At 64.2% G+C, this 21,808-nt stretch carries 22 protein-coding genes; 12 read left to right on the top strand and 10 right to left on the bottom strand.

The annotated features are described in order from the left end of the window. Positions 1 to 44: 44 nt before the first annotated feature. The 4 genes from flgK to H597_RS0104865 all read left to right on the top strand — a co-directional run bounded on the left by flgK (position 45) and on the right by H597_RS0104865 (position 4,338). Complete coding sequence (flgK, locus tag H597_RS0104880; protein ID WP_028101146.1) at positions 45 to 1,412, top strand: flagellar hook-associated protein FlgK; 1,368 nt, start codon at positions 45 to 47, stop codon at positions 1,410 to 1,412. An 11-nt stretch (positions 1,413 to 1,423) separates the two neighbouring features. Further along, positions 1,424 to 2,338 (top strand): flagellar hook-associated protein FlgL, encoded by a 915-nt coding sequence (gene flgL, locus H597_RS0104875; RefSeq protein ID WP_028101145.1) that lies wholly within the window; start codon positions 1,424 to 1,426, stop codon positions 2,336 to 2,338. A 5-nt stretch (positions 2,339 to 2,343) separates the two neighbouring features. Further along, the gene (locus tag H597_RS0104870; RefSeq protein WP_028101144.1) at positions 2,344 to 3,384 is read left to right on the top strand and encodes a hypothetical protein; all 1,041 of its coding nucleotides are present in this window, start codon (positions 2,344 to 2,346) and stop codon (positions 3,382 to 3,384) included. Between the two features lie 102 nt (positions 3,385 to 3,486). After that, a complete protein-coding gene (locus H597_RS0104865) occupies positions 3,487 to 4,338 on the top strand; it encodes a transposase (RefSeq protein ID WP_028101143.1) in 852 nt (283 codons plus the stop codon). Between the two features lie 9 nt (positions 4,339 to 4,347). On the opposite strand, the gene H597_RS0104860 is transcribed toward H597_RS0104865, so the two are convergent. The 4 genes from H597_RS0104860 to H597_RS0104845 are packed head-to-tail and all read right to left on the bottom strand — an operon-like array spanning position 4,348 to position 8,454. After that, positions 4,348 to 6,567 (bottom strand): putative bifunctional diguanylate cyclase/phosphodiesterase, encoded by a 2,220-nt coding sequence (locus H597_RS0104860; RefSeq protein ID WP_229632091.1) that lies wholly within the window; start codon positions 6,565 to 6,567, stop codon positions 4,348 to 4,350. 42 nt (positions 6,568 to 6,609) lie between these two features. Continuing rightward, positions 6,610 to 7,272 carry an amino acid ABC transporter permease gene (locus tag H597_RS0104855; protein ID WP_028101141.1) on the bottom strand — a complete coding sequence of 221 codons (663 nt, stop codon included), beginning with the start codon at positions 7,270 to 7,272 and terminating at the stop codon, positions 6,610 to 6,612. A gap of 2 nt (positions 7,273 to 7,274) precedes the next feature. Then, a complete protein-coding gene (locus H597_RS0104850) occupies positions 7,275 to 8,039 on the bottom strand; it encodes a transporter substrate-binding domain-containing protein (protein ID WP_028101140.1) in 765 nt (254 codons plus the stop codon). A 10-nt stretch (positions 8,040 to 8,049) separates the two neighbouring features. After that, entirely contained in the window at positions 8,050 to 8,454 is a 405-nt protein-coding gene (locus H597_RS0104845; RefSeq protein WP_028101139.1) for a hypothetical protein, read from the bottom strand. 35 nt (positions 8,455 to 8,489) lie between these two features. Between H597_RS0104845 and H597_RS0104840 the strand changes: the two genes are divergently transcribed. Then, positions 8,490 to 8,675, top strand: coding sequence for a DUF3460 family protein (locus H597_RS0104840; protein ID WP_035373125.1), 186 nt, complete (start codon positions 8,490 to 8,492; stop codon positions 8,673 to 8,675). A 38-nt stretch (positions 8,676 to 8,713) separates the two neighbouring features. Here H597_RS0104840 and H597_RS0104835 read toward each other — a convergent pair whose 3' ends face one another. Together H597_RS0104835 and H597_RS0104830 are read right to left on the bottom strand one after the other, a co-directional pair. Beyond that, entirely contained in the window at positions 8,714 to 9,331 is a 618-nt protein-coding gene (locus H597_RS0104835; RefSeq protein WP_028101137.1) for a YcbK family protein, read from the bottom strand. 63 nt (positions 9,332 to 9,394) lie between these two features. Continuing rightward, positions 9,395 to 9,676 carry a 2Fe-2S iron-sulfur cluster-binding protein gene (locus tag H597_RS0104830; protein WP_371850717.1) on the bottom strand — a complete coding sequence of 94 codons (282 nt, stop codon included), beginning with the start codon at positions 9,674 to 9,676 and terminating at the stop codon, positions 9,395 to 9,397. A 10-nt stretch (positions 9,677 to 9,686) separates the two neighbouring features. Here H597_RS0104830 and H597_RS0104825 point away from each other — a divergent pair, with 10 nt between their 5' ends. The 4 genes from H597_RS0104825 to H597_RS0104810 all read left to right on the top strand — a co-directional run bounded on the left by H597_RS0104825 (position 9,687) and on the right by H597_RS0104810 (position 14,191). Continuing rightward, positions 9,687 to 10,202: a DUF1697 domain-containing protein gene (locus tag H597_RS0104825; RefSeq protein WP_051293540.1), complete on the top strand. Its 516-nt coding sequence runs from the start codon at positions 9,687 to 9,689 to the stop codon at positions 10,200 to 10,202. Further along, positions 10,187 to 10,945: an AraC family transcriptional regulator gene (locus H597_RS0104820; RefSeq protein ID WP_028101134.1), complete on the top strand. Its 759-nt coding sequence runs from the start codon at positions 10,187 to 10,189 to the stop codon at positions 10,943 to 10,945. Before H597_RS0104825 ends, H597_RS0104820 begins: the two co-directional genes overlap by 16 nt. A gap of 49 nt (positions 10,946 to 10,994) precedes the next feature. Continuing rightward, a complete protein-coding gene (locus H597_RS0104815) occupies positions 10,995 to 11,831 on the top strand; it encodes a sterol desaturase family protein (RefSeq protein WP_229632090.1) in 837 nt (278 codons plus the stop codon). 131 nt (positions 11,832 to 11,962) lie between these two features. Then, complete coding sequence (locus tag H597_RS0104810; RefSeq protein ID WP_035373121.1) at positions 11,963 to 14,191, top strand: NADP-dependent isocitrate dehydrogenase; 2,229 nt, start codon at positions 11,963 to 11,965, stop codon at positions 14,189 to 14,191. Positions 14,192 to 14,413: 222 nt separating this feature from the next. On the opposite strand, the gene H597_RS0104805 is transcribed toward H597_RS0104810, so the two are convergent. Continuing rightward, entirely contained in the window at positions 14,414 to 15,274 is an 861-nt protein-coding gene (locus H597_RS0104805) for a LysR family transcriptional regulator (RefSeq protein ID WP_028101131.1), read from the bottom strand. A gap of 97 nt (positions 15,275 to 15,371) precedes the next feature. On the opposite strand from H597_RS0104805, the gene H597_RS0104800 reads away from it, so the two are divergent. Then, positions 15,372 to 16,736, top strand: a complete 1,365-nt coding sequence (locus H597_RS0104800) for an MFS transporter (protein WP_028101130.1) — start codon at positions 15,372 to 15,374, stop codon at positions 16,734 to 16,736. Beyond that, positions 16,724 to 16,948, top strand: coding sequence for a tautomerase family protein (locus tag H597_RS0104795; protein ID WP_028101129.1), 225 nt, complete (start codon positions 16,724 to 16,726; stop codon positions 16,946 to 16,948). Before H597_RS0104800 ends, H597_RS0104795 begins: the two co-directional genes overlap by 13 nt. 31 nt (positions 16,949 to 16,979) lie before the next feature. Here H597_RS0104795 and H597_RS29755 read toward each other — a convergent pair whose 3' ends face one another. The 3 genes from H597_RS29755 to H597_RS0104780 all read right to left on the bottom strand — a co-directional run bounded on the left by H597_RS29755 (position 16,980) and on the right by H597_RS0104780 (position 20,616). After that, positions 16,980 to 18,530: a hybrid sensor histidine kinase/response regulator gene (locus tag H597_RS29755; RefSeq protein WP_051293539.1), complete on the bottom strand. Its 1,551-nt coding sequence runs from the start codon at positions 18,528 to 18,530 to the stop codon at positions 16,980 to 16,982. Continuing rightward, positions 18,523 to 20,016, bottom strand: a complete 1,494-nt coding sequence (locus H597_RS29750) for an ATPase domain-containing protein (protein ID WP_051293538.1) — start codon at positions 20,014 to 20,016, stop codon at positions 18,523 to 18,525. The genes H597_RS29755 and H597_RS29750 overlap by 8 nt, the downstream gene beginning before the upstream one ends. 81 nt (positions 20,017 to 20,097) lie before the next feature. Continuing rightward, positions 20,098 to 20,616: a GNAT family N-acetyltransferase gene (locus H597_RS0104780; protein ID WP_028101128.1), complete on the bottom strand. Its 519-nt coding sequence runs from the start codon at positions 20,614 to 20,616 to the stop codon at positions 20,098 to 20,100. 173 nt (positions 20,617 to 20,789) lie between these two features. Here H597_RS0104780 and H597_RS0104775 point away from each other — a divergent pair, with 173 nt between their 5' ends. Next, on the top strand, positions 20,790 to 21,800 hold the full coding sequence (locus H597_RS0104775) for a sulfate ABC transporter substrate-binding protein (protein ID WP_028101127.1): 1,011 nt from the start codon (positions 20,790 to 20,792) through the stop codon (positions 21,798 to 21,800). The last annotated feature ends 8 nt before the right edge of the window (positions 21,801 to 21,808 follow it).

Genomic DNA, 21,808 nt, shown 5'->3' with positions numbered 1-21,808 from the left:
AAGATGCCATTGAGCAATGGCCCAATCCAAGGGAAGATTGCACCATGTCGATAATTAACAATGCCCTGTCCGGATCGTTGGCCGCCCAGACCGCGATCAACACGACCAGCCAGAACATTGCAAACTTGCAAACTAAAGGCTATACCCGCCAGGGTGTGCTGCTGTCCGCCGTCGCCCCGGCCGTGGGTTCCGGCGGCCCCGGCTTCGGCGTCGAAGTGAGCAAGCTGCTGCGCTTCTCCGACTCCTACAAGAGCCAGCAACTGTGGCGCGCCAATTCCGAGCTCGGCGCGCACAGCCAGTCCCAGCCCTACTTCACCCAGCTCGAACGGGTGATGGGCGACGACAAGACCAGCCTGTCGAACGGCGTCGACCAGTTCTTCCGCGCCCTGAACGCGGCCGGCGTCGACCCCGTCTCCACTCCGCTGCGCCAGCAGGTGCTGACCGCCGCCAACGCCATGGCGCAATCGTTCAACAGCATCTACAACGTCACGCGCCAGCAGCAGGTCTCGATCACGCAGCAGCGCGACGCCATGCTGCCGCAGCTGAATACCCTGAGCGCCAATATCGCGGCGCTGAACCAGCGCATCAACAGCTCGGGCGCGGCCGGCACCAATGTCTCGGCCCTGATCGACGAGCGCGACCGCAATATCGATTCCTTGGCCAACCTGGTCTCGATCGAGGTGCTGGAGCAGCCCGACGGCACGCGCAGCGTCTCCCTGCGCAGCGGCCAGCCCCTGGTGGCCGGCAACCTGTCGGGCACCCTGTCGATGAATCCCTCGACCACCCCGGCCTCGCTGGAACTGAAATTTGCCGGCACCACCTTCGGCCTGGACGACACCAAGGTGGGCGGCCAGCTGGGCGGCCTCGGCGATTTCGAAAAGAATACCCTGGCCCCGCTGCAGACTTCGCTGACCGACATGGCCAACCAGATGGCGAACCTGGTCAACACCCAGCTCGCCGCCGGCTTCAAGCCCAATGGCGCGGCCGGTACCGCCCTGTTCACCTTCAACCCGACCGGCGCCGGCGGCATCCTCAGCATCACGCCCGGCATGCAGGCCGCCGATCTGGCCTTCTCCTCCGACGGCACGCCGGGCGACAGCAAGAACCTGCAAGCCCTGATCGCCATCAAGGGCCAGCCGGTGACCTTGGCCTCGATCGGCACCGTGCTGCTGGGCGACGCGGACACCCAGCTGGTGGGCAAGCTCGGCATCGACAGCGGCCAGAACCAATCGCTGCTGGGCACCGCCGCCACCGTGCGCGAGCAGTCGGAAGACGACTGGGCCGCCACCAGCTCGGTCAACAAGGATGAGGAAGCGATCAACCTGGTCGAATTCCAGAATATGTACCAGGCGAACATGAAAGTGATCGCCGTGGCCAACACACTGTTCGACGCCACGCTGGCGCTGTTCTGAGGAAAATTGACATGCGTATCGCGTCCAGCCAGTTCCAGGCTTCCATGAACCGCTCGCTGCAGATCAACCAGTCGGTGATCGCCAAGCTGACCGAGCAGATGGCCTCGGGCAACAAGATCCAGGTGCCGTCCGACGAGCCGATCGCCAATGTGCGCCTGTCGCGCCTGCGCCGCGAGGAAAATATCGTCGGCCAGTACATTGAAAATATCGACGCGGTGAAGATCCGCCTGTCGAAGAATGAAACCTACCTGACCTCGATGGTGGGCGATATGGGCGCGGCGCGCGACCTGTTCGTCTGGGCGTCGGACGGCGCCAACACCCCGGCCGACCTGAATTCCATGGTCAACAGCCTGAGCGCCCTGCGCGACTCGCTGTTCTTCAACAGCAATACCCGCGACCAGGAAGGCAAGTACATCTTTTCCGGCACCCTGACTTCGACCCCGGCCCTGGCCTTCAACGCGGCCGGCGCCATCGGCTCGCGCTACAGCTATATCGGCAATAACGGCTCGCAGGACGTGGTGGTCGGCAACGGCATTACCCAGCCGGCCAACGTCACGGTCAGCGGCATGGAAACCTATCTGAACCAGCTCGACACTGCCATCGACCTGCTGAAACAGCCCACCGTCAACGCCAGCGACCCCGTGCTGCAGGCCGCGCTGAAGACCGCGCTGGACGGCACCGACACGGCGCTCGGCCTGGTCTCGGGCAAGATCGCCCAGTTCGGCGGCGCGCAGAATGTGATGGAAACGCTGGCCAGCAACCACAGCAACGTCAGCCTGTCGAACAAGATCGCCATCACCGATATCGCCCAGCTGGACTATGGCCTCGCGGCCACCCAGCTCAGTGGATACAATAGCGCCCTGCAAGCGACCTACCAGGCCTATGCCAAGGTCAGCGGGTTGTCCCTGTTCAACGTCCTGTCCTGAAGATCATGGAAATTGCCCAGCGCCCCAGTAGTCCCGGCCTCAGTGCCCGTGCCCCCGCCAACCCGGCGGCCAACACGGCTGAGTCTGCGCTGGCGGAAGCTGGCGCGGCAGTCGACCAGGCAGCGGCCAGCACGGCGCCCGCCCCCGCCCCCCTGCGGCGCGGCCTGAGCAATTTCGACGCCCCGCGGCAGAACGACGTCTCGGGCGCCCAGCAAGCCATCGACTTCCTCGAACAGAGCGCAGCCCAGTTGCGCGCCCTGAAGACCGACATCGCCGCCAAGCTGGCCAGCCGCCAGATGCGCGACGGCCAGGTGGAACAGCGCGTGCGCCAGTTCACCGAAACCTGGCGCAACCGCGCCCAGGCGTCCGGCGGCACGCTCGACGCGCAACTGAACTTCTCCAACGACCCCGCCACGCAAACCTTCACCGTGCGCGGCATGACGCTGGCCAACCTGCGCAACGGCGCCCGCGAAACCCTGGCCATTGCGGTCGGCGGCGGCACGGCCGGCCTGCGCTCGGTGCACCTGGCGCCCGGCCTGTCCGACGCCGAAGTCGTGGCCCGCTTCGACCAGGCGCTGGCGCCGGCCGGCGTGCGCGTCTCGGTCAACAAAGACGGCGAGCTGGTGTTCACGACCGCGGAAAGCAACTGGCCCGGCGTGCGCGACGCGCTGGCGGTGCAAGGCTCGGGCATCCGCTTCCCGGCCGGCCAACTGAACCGCCTCAAAGCGGACGCCGAAGCGCCGGCGGTGATGCCGGAAGGCTGGGGCGCCAGCGATATGGAAACCATGCGCGCCACGCTGCAGCAAGTCACGCAAGCGCTGGCGCACGTGGAAGCCGCCCTATCGAAAGTGCGCCAGGAACTCGCGCTCACCACCCAGCGCATGCAATTCGACCTGCCGGAGCTGGAAGTCGCCGGCATGGGCCAGATGGCCGACGTGTTCGCCAACATCGCCGACCAGCCGGGCTACTCCGCCCTGGTCTCGCTGACCTCCGCCCTGGTCGGCATCAACCGCGACCGGGTCGTCTCGCTGCTGCGCCTCAGTTAATAGCAGCTCAAAAGCCGGGGGCAGCTCTGGCAATCCGCCATTTCTGGCCATCTCTTGCGCGGGCGCAAAGCCCTTCCCCCTGGCCGGGCCTACACTCGGCCCATGAGCAGACCTCTCCGCATCGAACACGACAACGCCTGCTACCACGTGACGTCGCGCGGCGACCGGCGCTGCACCATTTTCCGCACCGATAGCGACCGCCTGACGTGGCTGGACTTGCTCGGCGAAAGTTGCGAACGCTTCGATTTTGCCGTGCAAGCTTACTGCCAGATGGGCAACCACTACCACCTCGTGGTGCGGACGCGGCAGGGCCAGCTGTCGCGCGGCATGCGCTACCTGAACGGCAATTACTCGCAGTACTTCAACCGCCAGCACGGCTTGGTGGGGCATGTCTTCCAGGGCCGCTATCACGCCGTCCTGTGCCAGGAAGACGAGTACCTGATGGAGCTGACGCGCTACGCCGTGCTAAACCCCGTGCGCGCAGGCATGACCACCCATCCAGCCCATTGGCTGTGGAGCAGCTACGGCGCCCTGGTCGGCACACTCGACGCGCCGGCATGGCTGGCCCGCGACGCCGTGCTGGCGCATTTCGGCAGCGACCGCGCCACAGCGACCGCGGCCTTTGAAGTCTTTGTCCTGGAGGGCATCGGGCAGGAAAATCCCTTCCGCGCCGTGCGCAACCAGCTGTTTTTCGGCGACGATGAGTTCTGCCGGCAGGCCGGGCGCCGCCCAATTCCAGGCAATCCCCTGGAAATCAAACGCATCTTGCGGCGGGCCATCGTGCGGCCTTTAGCCGAATACTTCGAGCAGCCGGACCGGAAACAGGCCATGGCGCAGGCCTATCTGTCGCACACCTACACGATGGCGGAAATCGCGCAATTCTGCCAGGTTTCCGTGCGCACGGTCAGCCGTGCGCTGCAGGCCTACCGCAACATGTCCGATTGCCAGAGCTGACCACGGCTTTCAGTTTGCCAGTTTGGCGGGGCCGCGGGCCATGGCGCCCATCTGGGCGGGGGGCATGGGGTGGGCGTAAACGTAGCCTTGGGCGTAGTCGCAGCCGGCCGCTTTCAGCAGGTTCAGCTGGGTTTCCGTTTCCACCCCTTCGGCAACCACTTTCAGGCCCAGCTTGTGCGCCATCACGATGATGCCTTCGCACAGCGCCAGGTCGCCGGAGTCGCCGGCCAGGTCCATCACGAAGCTGCGGTCGATCTTCAAATAATCGATGTCGAATTTCTTCAGGTGGGCCAGCACCGAGTGGCCGGTGCCGAAGTCGTCCAGCGCGACCTGCAGGCCCATAGACCGGAACTGGCGCAGGCGCTCCATCACGGGCCCGCTTTCGTCAAGCAGCAGGCGTTCCGTGATTTCGATGACAATGCTGCGCGGCGCCAGTCCCAAGCGCTCAACGTAGCGCATCCATTCTTCAAAAAATTCCTGGCCCAGGCGGAATTGCACCGGCGACTGGTTGACGCTGATCTGGAAGGGGCGCCCCAGCTCTTCCTGCCAGCGCTTGGCCTGGTCGGCGGCGTGGCGGAACACCCAGTCGCCGATTTCCAGGATGACGCCGCTGGCTTCGGCGCTGCCGATGAACTCGGCCGGGTTGAGCATGCCGCGCTCGGGGTGGCGCCAGCGCAGCAGCGCTTCGGCGCGTTCGATGGCGCCCGTGTGCAGGTTGACGATGGGTTGGTAGTGCAGCTCGAACTGCTGGTTGCTTACCGCCATTTGTAGGTCGTGCGTAATGCGCAGCCTCAGCTGGGCGGCGGCCTGCATATCGGGCGTGAAGTAGCTGTAGCGGTTGCGGCCGGCATTCTTGGCGGCGTACATGGCCTGGTCGGCGTTGCGCAGCAATTGCTCGGGGTCGTTGGCGTCCGACGGGTGCAGGGCGATGCCGATGCTGGCCGACACCGAGCCGCTGCTCTCGCCCAGCAGGAACGGCCGGTTCAGGGCGGCAATGATCTGCTGGGCGACGCGCTCGGCATTGCTGACCTGGTCGAGGCCGGGCAGGATCACCACGAATTCATCGCCGCCCAGCCGCGCCAGGGTGTCGGAGGCGCGCACGCAGGCGGCGATGCGGCGCGCCGCTTCCACCAGCAGCGCATCACCCATCTCGTGCCCGAGGCGGTCGTTGATTTCCTTGAACTGGTCGAGGTCGATGAACAGCAGCGCCAGGAAGAGCCCGTCGCGCCGGGCCTTCTTCATTTCCTGCGCCAGCCGGTCCTGGAACATATTGCGGTTCGGCAGCGCCGTGAGGGCGTCATAATTGGCCTGGTGCCAGATCAGCTCGGACGACAGCTTGCGCTCGGTGATATCGCTGACCAGCGCCAGCGCGCCCAGATAGCTGCCGTCGGCATCGAAGATGGGATTGGTGGCCAGGGTGGCCCACATCTCGCTGCCATCCTTGCGCAGGAATTTGAACTCGTGGCGTTCGGCCATGCCTTGCTGGCGGCGCGCGATATTGCGCTCGAGCAGGGAGCGGCCCTCGTCGTCCATGAACGCGACGAGGGGCTGTTCCAGCATGGCTTCGATGGTATAGCCAAGCATGGCGGCCATCTTGGGATTGACGAAGCTGGTACGCGCGGCGGCGTCGATTTCCCAGATCCCCTCTTCCGCACTGTGCACGATGCGGCGGAAGCGCTCTTCGCTTTTTTCCAGCGCGGCCAGCTTGCCTTCCGCCATTTCCAGCACCACGCGCAGCTGCGAGGCCCCCGGCGTGCCGCTGCCGAGCAGGGTGACAGCGAAGCCGCGGTCGCCCCGGCCGCGCGTCATTTGCAGCGCCATGCGCTGCGGCTCTTCCGTGGACAGGCTGTTGCTGACGAAGGCGTCGAAGTCCGCCGTGAAGCGCTGCGCGATGAACTGGCGGAAACCGATACCGTCGGGATTATCGCGCGGCAGGCCAAGCAGATCGGCGCCCACCAGATTCATCTGCAGGATCGTGGTATCGCCGGCGAGGACGAAATAGCCGACCGGCGCCAGCAGGTAAAGATCGTTGAAATAGTCCTGGTCGCTCGCCAATTGCAGGGCGCCGTCGGCACGCTGCATGCTGGCGTACACCGTGGGGGGCGTCCCGCCCATGGCTGCCAGCATCGCATCGCCAGGCAAGAGGGAATCGATGCCTGCCAGTCCAGAGACGGCGGGCCGGATGACGGTCGCCTGCGCCGCCTGCCTGGCATGCTGGTCTTTATCCATATTGGTTCCAGCCTAGCATGCCTTTGTGGCAATGTCGAGCAGCTAGCTGTGACGATGGGCGCGGTTCAGGCGTTGCTCCGCAAAGCGTTGTAATTGCTCGAAAGCGAGGCTCAGCACCCAGTAAATCGCCGCGGCCGCAAGGTAGAGCGGCAGGGGGCGGAAGGTCGTGGCAATCACTTCCTTGGTCGACAGCATCAGTTCGGTGATGGTGATCACCGAGACCAGGGAAGTATCCTTGATCAGGCTGATCAAGGTATTGCTCATCGATGGAACGGCAATGCGCAGCGCCTGCGGCATGACGATGTAGCGCAGGGTCTGGCCATAGCCCATGCCCAGGCTGTAGCTGGCCGACCATTGGCCTTTGGGAATCGACAGGATGGCCCCGCGCAGGCTTTCCGAGAGATAGGCCCCGGCGTTCAGGCTCAGGGCCAGAATGCCCGCCGTCACCGGCGTGAACTCGATGTGGATCGAGGGCAGGCCATAGTAGATGACGAACATCTGCACCAGCAGCGGCGTGCCGCGCATCAGGCTGACGTACACATTGGCCGGCCAGCGCAGCCAGCGCCATGGCAGGATACGCAGCACCGCCGTCGGGAAGCCCAGCACCAGCCCGCCCACCATCGACGCCATGGCAAAGACCAGGGTGTAGCCGGCCCCCTTGAGCATGGCGGGCGCCGCTTCGTGCAGCAGTTCCAGCCACTCCATGCTTAGGGAGCCTTGCTGACGTCGACGCCAAACCACTTCACGGAAATCGCCTTCAGGCTGCCGTCGGCGGCGGCATCGGCCAGCACCTTGTTGATGGCGGCCTTGAATTCGGGATTGCCCTTCTGGAAGGGAATGCCCATGCGTTCGGTGGCGCCCACCCGGGCCCCGGCCTTGATTGGCAGTTTGGTGGTCTTCAGCAGGTAGGCGGCGATCAGGCTGTCGTTCAGGGCGGCGTCGATACGGCCCATGGCCAGGTCCTGCAATTGTTCCGGCGCGGCCGGATAGCCTTTGACCTCAATCCCGCTCACGGCCTTGGCCTGCATCTCGTACACGCTGCCCTGCCCGGCGCCGACGCGCTTGCCCTTCATCTGTTCCAGCGAAGTCCAGTTGTTCTTCTCGTCCTTGCGCAAGATCAGCATCGGCGAGGAATAGATGTAGGGCGCGCTGAAATCGAAGACCTGCTCGCGCTTGGGATTGATGCCCACCTGGGAAATGATCACGTCGTACTTGTTGCTGGCCAGGCCGGCCAGGATCGAGGCCCATTCCGAGGTGACGAATTCCAGTTTCACCCCCAGCTTGCCAGCCACCAGGCGCGCCACATCCACATCGTAGCCAGCCAGCTCGCCGTTCTTTTCCTTGAAATTGAACGGCGGGTAGACGCCTTCCATCGCCACTTTCAGCGTCCCGCGCGCCTTGACGGTCTGCAGCAGGTCGGCGGCATTGGCGTGCAGGGCGGCGGCGGCCAGCAAAATTGCGAAGAAGCGCATCGGGGATCCTTTAATAAGAGCGGCGGCGGCCGAAATGATGGCCAACGACGAGGGTGGTGGTGACAACCAGAGTCGACAGGCCAAGGATGAGCTGGACCAGCTTGTCTTCCGGCAGCGTCCACAGCCTGCCTTGGGGCGGCTCGGCGCCGGAAATGGCGCACAACAGGGGCTCCACCCAATCGGCATCCGGAGTAACATCGAGGATAACGGCGCCCTCGGTGGTCTGCATGTAGATCTCGCCGCCCTCGGCCAGGCTGAAGCACACGCCATAGCCGGTTTCCTGCTTGCCGACGTGCTCCTTCAGCGCCAGGTCGTGCTCGGCGATCCACAGCTCGACGTCCTGCGGGGTTTCCAGTGCGGTCCAAGGTACCGGGCGAAAACGCGGCTTGGCCGCTTCATCATCGTGATTAAACATGGGTCAGGAGTGTAACCGAATCGTTGGGAGGCGGTATGAAAGTAAACGAATATGTATCTGAGTTTGATGCCTTCTTCGGCCAGCTCTTGCAGGAGCATCCGGAGATGGTCGAGGATCAGCGGGCCGGCTGGAATATCTGGTGGGACCATCCGGTCGACCTGGAAGCGGAACGGCTGGCGCGGACCGATGCGGTGCCGACGCCGGCGTATTACTATCATTGAGCGGCGGTAGCCGGGTCCGCCTGCGCCCGCCGTTCCCCTCAGCCTTTCCAGGTCCGCTGCAGGCCCGTATCGGCGTGGATCCAGCCGCCGCGCGGGCCTTCGCGGTAGTAGAAGCCAACCCCGCCCTGGCGGAAACTCTGCACCAGGCCGCCCAGCACCTCGGCATTCAGGTTCGGGATGCGGATATCGGCCGCCTTCCCGCTCATGTGCAGCGACTGGCGCGCCGCCGGAATGCCCTGCTCGATCAAGCGCTTGTTCGAGGCCGGCGTGCGGTAGCCCGACAATATCTCAAGCGGGCTGTCGATGCCGAAACGCTGCACAAAGGCCTGCGCGCCCCACAAGGTTTCAAACAGTTTCGGGTCGATCGCGGCGGTTTCCTTCCCGTTCACGTCGCGCAGCAGGTGGCACAGCTCCTGGTAGGCCGAATCGATGATATCGCCATCCTTCCAGTACAGCAGCCTGGCCTTTTCGCCGCTTTGCGGCCGGACCACGGTCAGCGTGCGCGGCTTGACCCAGAATTCCAGGTCCAGCATCTGGGCATCGAAGATATCGGGCGGAGGTTCCGGCTCAGGCTGGCTGCGGCTATGGCCGGCCAGGGGCAGTCCCGCCAATGCGGTGCCTGCCATCAGGTGGAGGAAGTCTCTGCGTGTTGCCATGGTGATTCCGTCAATTGCAATAACAATTACTATAGCAACTGCATGGGGAGTTGAGAAAGTCCTTTAACAATTTGTCGTAAACTTGGCAGCCGGCGCGACGATGACGAGGTCGGTCTCGGCCACCGCCACGCACGGCAGAATGTAGCCTGCACGCTGTTCGTCGACGCTCAAGCCCGGCCATTCGAGCCGATGGCGCGCCTTGCCGCTCTGCACCTGGCAAATGCAGGTGCGGCATGTGCCGTTGCGGCACGAGCTGGGTAGCACCACCCCGGCGCGGGCGGCCGCCACCAGCAGACTGGCTTCGCCGTCCGTTTCGAACGATAATCCCTTCGGTTCAACTCTTATTTGAAACACAATGCCTCGCTATATCGCCCTGCTCCGCGGCGTCAGCCCGATGAACTGCAAGATGCCGGAGCTCAAAGCCGCCTTCGAAAGTGCGGGATTTTCCAACGTCAGAACGCTTCTATCAAGCGGCAATGTAGCATTTGATGCGCGCAGCAGCGCCGTGCCGACGCTCGAGCGCAAAGCTGAAGCGGCCATGGAACAGGCGCTCGGGCGCAGTTTCTACACCATCATCCGCCCGCAGCAGCACTTGCAGGCGCTCTTGGCGGACGATCCCTACCCCGGCCTTGGCGCCGATCCGGCCGCCAAACGCGTGGTCAGCTTCCTGCGCGCGGCGCCGCCATCCGAGGCGGCCCTGCCGCCAGCGGTCGACGGCGCGCAAATGCTGGGAGTGATCGGCAGCGAGGTATTCTCGACCTATGTACCCAGCAGCGACGGGCCGGTCTTCATGCGTCTCATCGAAAAGACCTTCGGCAAGGACATCACGACCCGCACCTGGGATACCGTGCGTAAATGCGCGGCAGCGTGATGCCGCCCGCCGCCTGGTCGGGCAGCGCCCTGCTCGCTGCCGGCTTCGGCGTCTTTCACGGCACCGTCGGGGCCCATGCCCTGCATGCCCATTCCGCGCACCAGCTCGTCGTCGCGTTCGAGGGGGAAGTCGGGGTCGCCTTTCCTACCAGGCCGATGCGGGCCGCCGGCATCAGCATTCCCGCCGGACTGCAGCATTGCGTCTGCGCGGAACAAGCCCTGCTGGTGTATATCGATCCGCTCACGCCGGAAGGCGCGGCGCTTTGCGCGCCGTCCGCCATGGAAGCGCAGCCGCTCGACGCCGGCCTGTGCGCCAAGCTGCGCTTGGCCGCGGGCGATGGCCAATGCCTGCGCAGCGTCCTGCGCGATGCCTTCGGCTTGCCCCAGCCCGCACCACCGGACCCGCGCATGGCAAGCGTGGCGGGTGCGCTGCGCGCCGGGCTCAGCGAAGGCAACTATGGGCGCCACGAATTGGCAGCCTTGGCGAACATCTCGCCCAGCCGATTCTCGCATTGGTTTGTCGAACAGACCGGCCTGCCGTTACGCAACTACCGCAAATGGCTGCGCCTGGAACTGGCCCTGCACCGGCTGGCGCAGGGCGGCAACCTGACCGCCGCCGCGCACGCCGCCGGGTTTTCCGACTCCGCCCATCTGTCCCGGACCTTCCGGGAAATGTTTGGCATGAGCCCGGCCGCCCTGCTGCGCGGCATCACCCTGGACAGCTCTTTCGTTCAAGCCGCCTGAGACGGCAAGCCCTAAGCTGGCCCTTCATTCATTCCCGGAGGACTCGACAATGATGCAATGGGCAATTCGCTATCTCAGCTATCCAGCCATCTTCGGCGGCACGGCGGCCGCCATCCTCTGGGCGGCCGGTGCCGGCCTGCCCTATTGGCCCACCCTCCCCGCGCTGGCCCTCGCCGGTATTGCAATCGTGGCAATACTCGAACGCTGCCAGCCCTATGAGTCCGCCTGGCACACCGGCCATGGCGACACGGCGACCGACAGCCTGCACTTCCTGGTCAACCTGACCATCCTGTATGGCAGCCTCGAAGCGCTGGCCTGGCTGCGCGCCCTGCTGCCCGTTTCAATGCTCTGGCCGACGGCATGGCCGCTCTGGGCCCAGGCCGGCAGCGCCATCCTGGTGCTGGACTTCGGCTTTTACGCCATGCACTGGCTCAGCCACCGCAGCCACCGCCTCTGGCGCTTCCATGAAGCCCATCACAGCAGCGAACGCCTGTACTGGCTGAACGGCGAACGCCGCCACCCCCTGCATGCCATCCTGATGGGCGCCCCCGGCATGGGCCTGCTGTTGGCCTGCGGCGCGCCGGCCGCCGCCATGTCGGCCGCCCTGGCCATCCTTTCGGTCCACCTGGCCTTCCAGCACGCCAACCTCGATTACTCGCTCGGCCCCCTGCGCCACCTGTTTGGCGTGGCCGAAACCCACCGCTGGCACCACAAGCGGGACTACCAGGACGCCCAGGTCAATTTCGGCGAATGGCTGATGCTGTGGGACCACCTGTTCCGCACGTACCGCCAGCCGCCGGGCCGGATCGGCAAGGGCGAAGTGGGCGTCCAGGGCGCCGCTGCCCCGACTTCCTATCTGGGTCAATTGATTCGGCCATTCCTCTGAGCACTCGTTGCAGTACAATATGCGGCTAATCCGGTCGGCAATCGCCGGCCAAACACCGCCCGGGTGTGCCAAACCGGTACGACCCAGGAAGAATTACCAGCGGACACCATCCGCATTTGAGGGAATAAAACATGACTCAAAAGTCCAAAATCATCTACACCCTGACCGACGAAGCGCCACTGCTGGCGACCTATTCCCTGCTGCCTATCGTGCAGAAGTTCGCAGCGCCGGCCGGCGTTGACGTCGTCACCAGCGACATTTCCGTCGCCGCCCGCGTGCTGGCAGCTTTCCCGGAATACCTGACCGATGCGCAGAAAGTGCCGGACAACCTGGCCGAACTGGGCGCCCTGACCCAGCACGCCGACACCAACATCATCAAGCTGCCGAATATTTCGGCATCCGTCGCCCAGCTGATCGCCTGCATCCGCGAACTGCAAGCGGCCGGCTACAAGCTGCCGGACTACCCGGAAGACGCCAAGACCGAGGAAGACAAGGCACTGAAAGCCCGCTACGGCAAGTGCATCGGCTCCGCCGTCAACCCTGTTCTGCGCGAAGGCAACTCCGACCGCCGCGCACCGAAGGCAGTCAAGGAATTCGCACGCAAGAACCCGCACTCGATGGGCGAATGGAGCCAGGCATCGCGCACCCACGTGTCGCATATGCACGGCGGCGACTTCTACCACGGCGAAAAGTCCATGACCCTGGACAAGGCGCGTGAAGTGAAGATGGAACTGCTGACCAAATCCGGCAAGACCATCGTCCTGAAACCGAAAGTCGCACTGCAGGCCGGCGAAATCATCGACTCGATGTTCATGTCGAAGAAAGCCCTGCTGGAATTTTACGAACGCGAAATCGACGACGCCTACAAAACCGGCGTGATGTTCTCGCTGCACGTCAAAGCCACCATGATGAAGGTATCGCACCCGATCGTATTCGGCCACTGCGTGCGCATCTTCTACAAGCAAGCGTTCGAGAAGCACGCCAAGCTGTTCGACGAACTGGGCGTGAACGTCAACAACGGCATGGTCAACCTGTATGAGAAGATCGAAAAGCTGCCAGCGTCGCAGAAGGAAGAAATCCTGAAAGACCTTCACGCCTGCCTGGAGCACCGTCCGAAGCTGGCCATGGTCGACTCGGCCAAAGGCATCACCAACTTCCACTCGCCGAACGACGTGATCGTCGACGCGTCGATGCCGGCCATGATCCGCATCGGCGGCAAGATGTGGGGCGCCGACGGCCGCACCGCCGACGTCAAGGCGGTCATGCCGGAATCGACCTTCGCCCGCATTTACCAGGAGATGATCAACTTCTGCAAATGGCATGGCAACTTCGATCCGAAGACCATGGGCACCGTGCCAAACGTGGGCCTGATGGCGCAGCAAGCCGAAGAATACGGCTCGCACGACAAGACCTTCGAAGTACCGGAAGGCGGCATCGCCAACATCACCGACCTGGCCACCGGCGAAGTGCTGCTGACCCAGAACGTGGAAGAAGGCGACATCTGGCGCATGTGCCAGGTGAAGGACGCCCCGATCCGCGACTGGGTCAAGCTGGCCGTCACCCGCGCCCGCAACTCCGGCATGCCGGCCGTGTTCTGGCTGGACACCTACCGTCCGCACGAAGCGGAAGTGATCAAGAAGGTCCAGGTCTACCTGAAGGAGCACGACACCTCGGGCCTGGACATCCAGATCATGTCGCAGACGCGCGCCATGCGCTACACCCTGGAACGCGTCTCGCGCGGCCTGGACACCATCTCGGTGACCGGCAACATCCTGCGCGACTACTTGACCGACCTGTTCCCGATCCTGGAACTGGGCACCTCGGCCAAGATGCTGTCGATCGTTCCGCTGATGGCGGGCGGCGGCATGTACGAAACGGGCGCCGGCGGCTCGGCACCGAAGCACGTCAAGCAGCTGGTGGAAGAAAACCACCTGCGCTGGGACTCGCTGGGTGAATTCCTGGCGCTGGCCGTATCGTTCGAAGAACTGGGCATCAAGTCGGGCAACGCCAAAGCCAAGATCCTGGCCAAGACCCTGGACGAAGCCACCGGCAAGCTGTTGGACAACAACAAATCGCCATCGACCCGCACCGGCGAGCTGGACAACCGCGGCAGCCACTTCTACCTGTCGATGTACTGGGCCCAAGCCCTGGCAGCGCAGAACGAAGACGCGGAGCTGAAAGCCAAGTTCGCACCGCTGGCCAAATCGCTGAGCGAAAACGAAGCGAAGATTGTGGCAGAGCTGAACTCGGTGCAAGGCGCTGCCATGGACATCGGCGGCTACTACAAGCCTGACGCAGCGAAGACCGCAGCCGTGATGCGCCCAAGCGCCACCTTCAACGCAGCCCTGGCAACCCTGTAAGCCGCCGCAACGCTCCGTCCAAAAAGCCCGCCGCCGCGGGCTTTTTTCTTATTAAAAGTCGGGGTCAAAGTCGGGGTCAGGTCTGTCATTTGGACACGCAGTCACTTAGTTTGATCAATCTCAATACGCAAAATCGCACGATTTCGCGTATTGAGAAATATCAAAGACCTTGCGCGGGTGTCCAAATGACAGACCTGACCCCGACGTTCGACCCCGACGTTCTTATTGGGAGAAACTGGCGGCGAAGGCGTCGCGGGCGGGGTGGTGGGGGATGTCGCGGCGCCAGATCAGCATCGTTTCCACTTCCGCTACCTCGGGCGGCAGGGTGTGACATCGCACCGTGCGGCCAAGGTTGCGCTGTTTCAGTACTTCGCGCGGCATCATCGCCACGCCCATGCCTGCGGCCACGCAGCCGATGATGGCTTCAAATGTGCCGAACTCGGCGACCTTCGTGTGCGCGATGCCGGCATCGGCAAACCACCATTCCAGGCGGCGCCGGTATGAACAGCCGCTGCGGAAGCCAAGCAGGGTGCGGCGCGCCACGTCGGCCGGGCCGCTGACCGGGCCGTGCATCGCATCGGTCAAGAGCACCAGTTCTTCCACAAATACGGGCACCTGCGCCAGCTCGGGGCGTTCGATCGGGGCCGATACCAGCGCCAGGTCGACTTTGTGGTTCAGTACCTGCTGCACCAGATAGTCGGTCGGGCCGGTGTCGAGCAGCAGGTCGACCTGCGGGTAGCTGCGGTGGAAGGCGCCCAGCAAGCGCGGCAGCCGCGCCGCCGCGGTGGTTTCCATCGAGCCGATGCGCAGCGGCCCCGATGGTTGCTGGTCCCCGCGCACCGACATTTGCGCTTCGTCGGCCAGCCGCAGCAGGCGGTCGGCATATGCCAGCAAGCGCGTGCCTTCGGCCGTGATCAGCATGCGCCGCCCGGATCGGTTGAAGAGCGTCACGCCCAGCGATTCTTCCAGCTGGTTCAGGCGCGCCGAGACGTTTGACTGCACGCGGTTAAGGCGCACGGCGGCCTGGGTCACGCTGCCTTCTTCGGCCACCGTCTTGAAGATCCGCAGCGAGGACAATTCCATTTTCATTCTCCATTCGAGATAGTTCGATTCATTATTATTCATTTTTATTGATGTGAAAAGAGGGATATAGTTCAAGCTGACATAAGGGAGCTTCGCCATGCACAAGCCTTCGCCCGCCATCCTGATCGCCGCCAGTTTCGCCTTCATCATCGTCCAGCTCGACGTGACCATCGTGAACGTGGCCTTGCCGGAAATCGGCCGCGAACTGGGCGCCAGCGTCAGCGCGCTGCAGTGGGTGGTCGATGCCTACACGCTCGGTTTTGCCGTCTTCCTGCTGTCGGCCGGTGTGCTGGGCGACCGTTACGGGGCGCGCCGGGTGTTCCTGTCCGGCTTTGCGCTGTTCACCTTTGCGTCCCTGGCCTGCGCGATGGCGCCGGGCGCCTTGGCGCTCAACCTGGCGCGCGCCGTGCAGGGCGTCGGCGCCGCCCTGCTTGTGCCCAGCTCGCTCGCCATCCTCAATGCCACGTATGCCGATGAGCGCGCCCAGTTGGCGAAGGCGATCGCGTGGTGGACGGCCGCCGGCGGCGTGTCGATCGCGGCGGGCCCGGTGCTGGGCGGCGCGCTGATGAGCATGGCCGGCTGGCGCAGCATCTTCTGGGTGAATATCCCGATTTGCCTGCTGGGATTCTGGCTCACGCTGCGCGTGGTTCCCGTGCTGCGCGGGAAGGATCCGGGACGTTCCTTCGATATCGCCGGCCAGGTGCTTGCCATCATTGCGCTGACGGCCTTCATCGGCGCCGTCATCGAGAGCAATGCGCTCGGGGTGTCCAGCCACCTGGTACAGGGCGCGCTGCTCGTCGCGCTGGCTGCGGCCGCGCTGTTCATCCGCAGCCAGCGGCGCAGCGCGATGCCCATGCTGCCCCTTGGACTGTTCCGCGATCTCGGCTTTTCTGGCGCGGTCCTGTTCGGGGTGCTGGTCAATTTCGCGTATTACGGTGTGATCTTCGTTCTCAGCTTTTATCTGCAGAAGGTGCGCGGCTTCTCCGTGATGCACACGGGGCTGGTATTCCTGCCGCTGACGGGCACGTTCATCATTTCGAATATCGCCAGCGGGCGGATGCAGGCGCGCCTGGGATCGCGCACGCCAATGATCGTCGGTGGCCTGCTTGGCGCCGCGGGCTATGCGCTGCTCGGTTTTTTTGGCGTGGCGAGCGATGCCACTTTTCTCCAGATGCTGCCAGGCCTGGCCCTGATCCCCGGCGGCATGGGACTGGCCGTGCCCGCCATGACGACGTCCATCCTGTCGTCGGTGGAGCGCTGCCAGGCCGGCACCGCATCGGCGGTATTGAACACGGCGCGCCAGGTCGGCGGCGCCATGGGCGTCGCGATCTTCGGCGCCATGCACGATATCCGCATTGCGCTGGCCATTTCCACCACCCTGCTGCTGCTCGGCGCCGTATTGGCTTGGCGCTGCATCAAACCCCCACTTTCAACCAAAGGAGCTTCACTATGCCGTACGTAAATATCCGCGTCACCAAGGAAGGCGTCACCGCCGAGCAGAAACTGGAATTGATCAAGGGCGCCACAGAGCTGTTGCAGCGCGTGCTGAACAAGAATCCAGCCACCACCTTCGTCATTATCGACGAGGTCGAGACCGATAACTGGGGGATCGGCTACAACAATGTCACCACCTTACGCGCCAACGCTGCCGCCGCCAAAGCCGACCAGCGCTGAGGCGGACCGCCGGGTGCTGCGCCCCAGCATTTCAGGCAGGCGGCACTGGGCCGGATGGCGGGCGGGGGCCAGTGATCTCCGACAGGTATTGGCGCAGCACGGTCAAGTCGACCGGCTTAACCAGGTAGTGCTGCATGCCGGCCTCGGTGGCGAGGCGGCGCGCTTCGTCGTGCCCCCAGCCCGTCATGGCGATGTACACAATGTCGTCCGCCCCCGGCAGCTCGCGGATGCGGCGCGCCGCTTCGTAGCCCTGCATGTCCGGCAGGCCAATATCCATCAGGATCGCATTCGGGTGCATTTCCTGGGCGAGCGCGATCGCGCCCTGCCCGTCGCTGGCCTTGGCCACCAGGTAGCCATCCATTTCCAGCATCGTCTGCAGCATGTCGGCGCCGTCCACATTGTCGTCCACCACCATGATGCGCACCGGTGCTTCCGCCGCCGCAGGCTTTGCCGCCTGCGCCAGCCGCTCGCGGCTACGGCGCTCCGCCACCACGATCGGCATGCGCAGCACAAATTCGCAGCCCTGGCCGCTTCCCGCGCTGAACACCTGCACTGTTCCGCCGTGCATGCGCGTGAAGCGATCGGCCAGGCTGAGGCCGATGCCCAGCCCGCCGAGGGCGTGGGCGCGTCCCGCCGGCCCCTGGGCAAACAGCTCGAAGATGCGCGAGCGCGCCTCCGGCTCAAGTCCGGCGCCGTGGTCGCGTACGGCGAACACGATGTCGGCCCCATCGGCCTGCGCACTGAGGTGGATGGTCGATTCTGGCGGTGAAAACTTGGCGGCGTTGCCCAGAATATTGGCCAGGCTCTGGACCAGGCGCGCCTGGTCGCCGGCCAGCAGCACCTTGCCGGCGGGCAGGCGCAGGTCGAGCCGGTGGCGGCCGGCGTCCAGCTGCGGCCTGCAGATTTCAACCGCATGCTGCAGCACCGTCTCGACGCTGACCCATTCGCACTTCAGGGCGACTTTGTCGTTGGTAATGCGGGCCACATCAAGCAAGTCGTCCACCAGCCGCGTCAAGTGCCTGACCTGGCGCTCGACGATCCGCGTGATCTCGCGCATCTTGGCCGTGCTGTCGGGCATGCTGTTGAGCACAGCCATCGCGGTGCCGATCGGCGCCAGCGGGTTGCGCAGCTCGTGTCCCAGGATCGCCAGGAATTCATCCTTGCGGCGGTCGACTTCACGCATGTCATACTGGCGGCGCCGCGCCCGCCGCGCCGATAAGGCCGCGCTGACCAGGGTGGCGGCGCGTACCGGCCGCTCCAGCAGCGTCATATTGCCCACCTGTTCGAAAATCTTGTGGATGCCAGGCGAATCCAGGCCCTGCTTGCTCAGCACCAGCACGGGCAGGTCGGACCAGGCCGGCTGGCGCGCGAGGAATCCAGTGAGCTCGCCAAGGAATTCGGCATGGAATGCCTCTTCGACCACGAGCAAGGCCGCCGCGCCCCGCTGCAGCGCATGCACGACATCGCCAAGGCCGGCGCAGAGCTGGCAGTCAAGGCCGGCTGGTCCCAGCACCTGCCTGATCAAGCGCGCATCTTTGCCCACCGGCGCAAAGACGACGACACGCTGTTCGAGATCATCCATCCTCGGCTTCCCCTTTCTCCCTGCCTACGCGGACGGGAACGCCCGTCAGGATGCCGCGAAAATCATCCAGCACCGCCCCCACCTGGAGTCCCTGCCGCGTGATCTCGAACGAGCGCAAGGTGGTCTCGTGCTCGCTGCCGCGCTTCTTGAAGACGGACAAGGCCTTGTGCACCGCGCCGCCGGCCTCGTAGTAGCGCAACATCAGCACATTGTCGGCCAGGTAGCTGACATCCACGCTGCCGCCCATCGTGCCAAGCGGGCCGTGCTGCACTCCGACCAGGAAGGTGGCGACGCCGCGCTGCCCCAGGTAGGTCAACACTTCGCGCAGATGGGTGGTCAGGAAGCGCGCTTCCGGCATTGCGTTCATATAGCCATTCAGGCTGTCGATCACGATCACCTTGGCGCCCTGGTCGGCAGCCGTGCAGACCGCGTGCGAGAACTGGCCTGGCGACAATTCGGCCGGATCGATCTGGCTGACCGTCAACAGCCCCGATGCCAGGGGCGTGCGCAGGTCCAAGCCGATGCCGTCGCCACGGTTCAACAGGGTATTCAGCGCTTCCTCGAACATGAATATGGCCGCTTTCTGCCCGCGCGCCGTCACCGCCACGACGAACTGCGCGGCCAGGCTGGATTTCCCGGTTCCCGGCGGCCCCGAGATCAAGGTGCTGGAGCCCTCTTCGATGCCGCCGCCCAGCAACACATCGAGCGCCGGCAGTCCGCTGCCGACTTGCTGGCGCGAGGTGATTTCGCGCGATTCGGCGGGCACAATGCGGGGATAGGCGACGATCCCGCCCGACACGATCACATAGTCGTGCGGCCCGCGCCGGTAGTCGATGCCGCGGTATTTCAGCACGCGCACGATGCGCCGCTCCGCCCCGTAGCCCGATTCCAGCTGCTGCAGCGAGATCACGCCGTGGGCAATGCTGCGCACTTGCTGGTCGCCGCCGATGGCGGTTTTGTCGTCGAGGAGCAGCGCCGTGCAGGCGCGCTTGGCGAAATACTGTTTGAGCGCCAGCACGTGGCGCCGGTAGCGCAAGGGGCTGCCCGCCAGCAGCTGCAGTTCCGACAGCGAATCGAGCACCACGCGGCTGGGACTGAGCGCGTCGATTTTCGACAGGATCATCTGGTTGGTTTCGCCCAGCTCCACTTCGGAGGGGTGGAAGACGGTGTACTGCTCATCCGGATCGAGCACGCTTTCAGCCGGAATGACTTCGTGCACGACGATGCCTGCCATGGAAAAGCCGTGCGACTGCGCGACGGCGCGCAATTCGACCTCGTTTTCCGCCAGCGTGATATACAGCACCCGCTCGCCGCGCCGGGCGCCTTCCACCAGGAACTGCAGGGCCATGGTGGTCTTGCCGGTGCCGGGGTCGCCTTCCAGCAGGTACAGCCGGTCCTTGGTCAGGCCGCCGGCCAGGATCGCATCGAGCCCGGCAATACCTGTCGAGATGAAAACATCCGTCTGCTGATTCTGCGGCTGGAGCATGGTCGTCCCGCGCGAAGCTTGTCGATAAAACACTATAGCAGCGCGCCCGGAATGGCATGGTTCGATTGAACCGGCGGTGGCTTAGTTACAACCGCAGAAACGCTTGGGCTTGGAGACGTCGCAGACTGTGCCGTCCAGCTGCTTCCAGAAAAACACGGTGTCGACACCATAGGGCGAGCGGACATTGCCCGCGCGGAGGTAGCCTTGGCGGGCGAAAAATTCCTCGCCGCTGGCGGTGCTGTGAAGTTGCAGGGCCTTGACGCCCCAGCTGCAGGCTTGCTGTTCCACGTAGGCCAGCAGCGCCTTGCCGGCGCCGCGCCGCAGGACTTCAGGCAGGAGGTAGCACAGGGCCAGTTTGCCGGCGGCCGTCAGCAGCGCGACGCCGACGACGGCGCCTTCCTCGACGGCGACCAGCGCATAATTGGTGGGCGAGGCAAACCAGGACGCCACGGTGTCCGGCGTCTTGTTGCCAAGCCAGGCGCCAAGGATGGCGGGGTCATTTTTATGATCAAGCACACAACATTCGGCGATCGAGCGTCGCAGCACCTCACAGGCAGCTGTGGCGTCTTTCGCTTCTGCGCGGCGAATTTCAAAACTCATGCGTGCTCACAGGTATGCAATTACCGGGACTATACACCAGCGGCCCAAACCCCGTCGGCGACCGTGCGGCAGTACCTTAGTGAGGGCGGGAACTAAGCTTATAACGAATAAGTAGTTTCCATTCGGCGCGAGATTCTAGACCATGCTTATCTGTTTTCACAATAGAGATTGCCATGCCTTATAACAAATTCGCATTTGCACTTGGCGCCACCCTGGCGGCCGCCAGCTTCGGTTTTGCCCCGGCCGCCTCGGCCAATGAAGTGACCTTGCTGAACGTGTCCTATGACGTGGCACGCGAGCTGTATAAAGACATCAATCCGGCCTTCATCGCTGCCTACAAAAAGAGCAGCGGCACCGAGATCACCATCAAGCAATCGCACGGCGGCTCCTCCAAGCAGGCGCGCGCCGTGGCCGACGGCCTGGAAGCGTCGGTCGTGACCATGAACCAGGCCAACGACATCGACATGCTGGCCGACCGCGGCCTGGTGGCCCAGGACTGGGCCAAGAAATTCCCGAACAATGCGGCGCCGGCCTACTCCACCATGGTCTACCTGGTACGCAAGGGTAATCCGAAAGCCATCAAGGACTGGGGCGACCTGGCCAAGCCAGGCGTGCAGGTCGTCATTCCCAATCCCAAGACCGCCGGCAATGGCCGCTATACCTACCTGGCGGCCTGGGGCTCGGTCCTGAAGAAAGGCGGCAATGAGGCCCAGGCGCGCGAGCTGGTGGGCAAGATCTTCAAGAACGTGCCGATCCTGGATGCGGGCGGCCGCGCCGCCACCACCACCTTCACCCAGCGCCAGATCGGCGACGTGCTGGTGACGTTCGAAAACGAGGTGAACCTGGTGCGTGCGGAGTTCGGCGACGACTTCGAAGTGGTCTACCCTTCGTCCTCGATCCTGGCCGAATCGCCGGTCGCCGTGGTCGACAAGGTGGTCGACAAGAAGAACATCCGCAAGGAAGCCACCGCCTACCTGAACTTCCTGTATACGGACGCCGGCCAGGAGATCATCGCCAAGCACTACCTGCGCCCGCGCTCGGAGGCGGTGTTCAAGAAGTATGCGGCGAACTTCAAGCCGATCTCGCTGTTCACCGTGGACGAGGTCTTCGGCGGCTGGCGCGCGGCCCAGAAGAAGCACTTCGACGACGGCGGCGAATTCGACAAGATCTACAGCTCCAAGTAATTTCCCTC

The organism is Pseudoduganella violaceinigra DSM 15887 (assembly GCF_000425385.1).
GTDB lineage: Bacteria > Pseudomonadota > Gammaproteobacteria > Burkholderiales > Burkholderiaceae_D > Rugamonas > Rugamonas violaceinigra.
The sequence above is the reverse complement of the archived record's forward strand: the minus strand, read 5'-3'. Positions and strand labels throughout refer to the sequence as shown.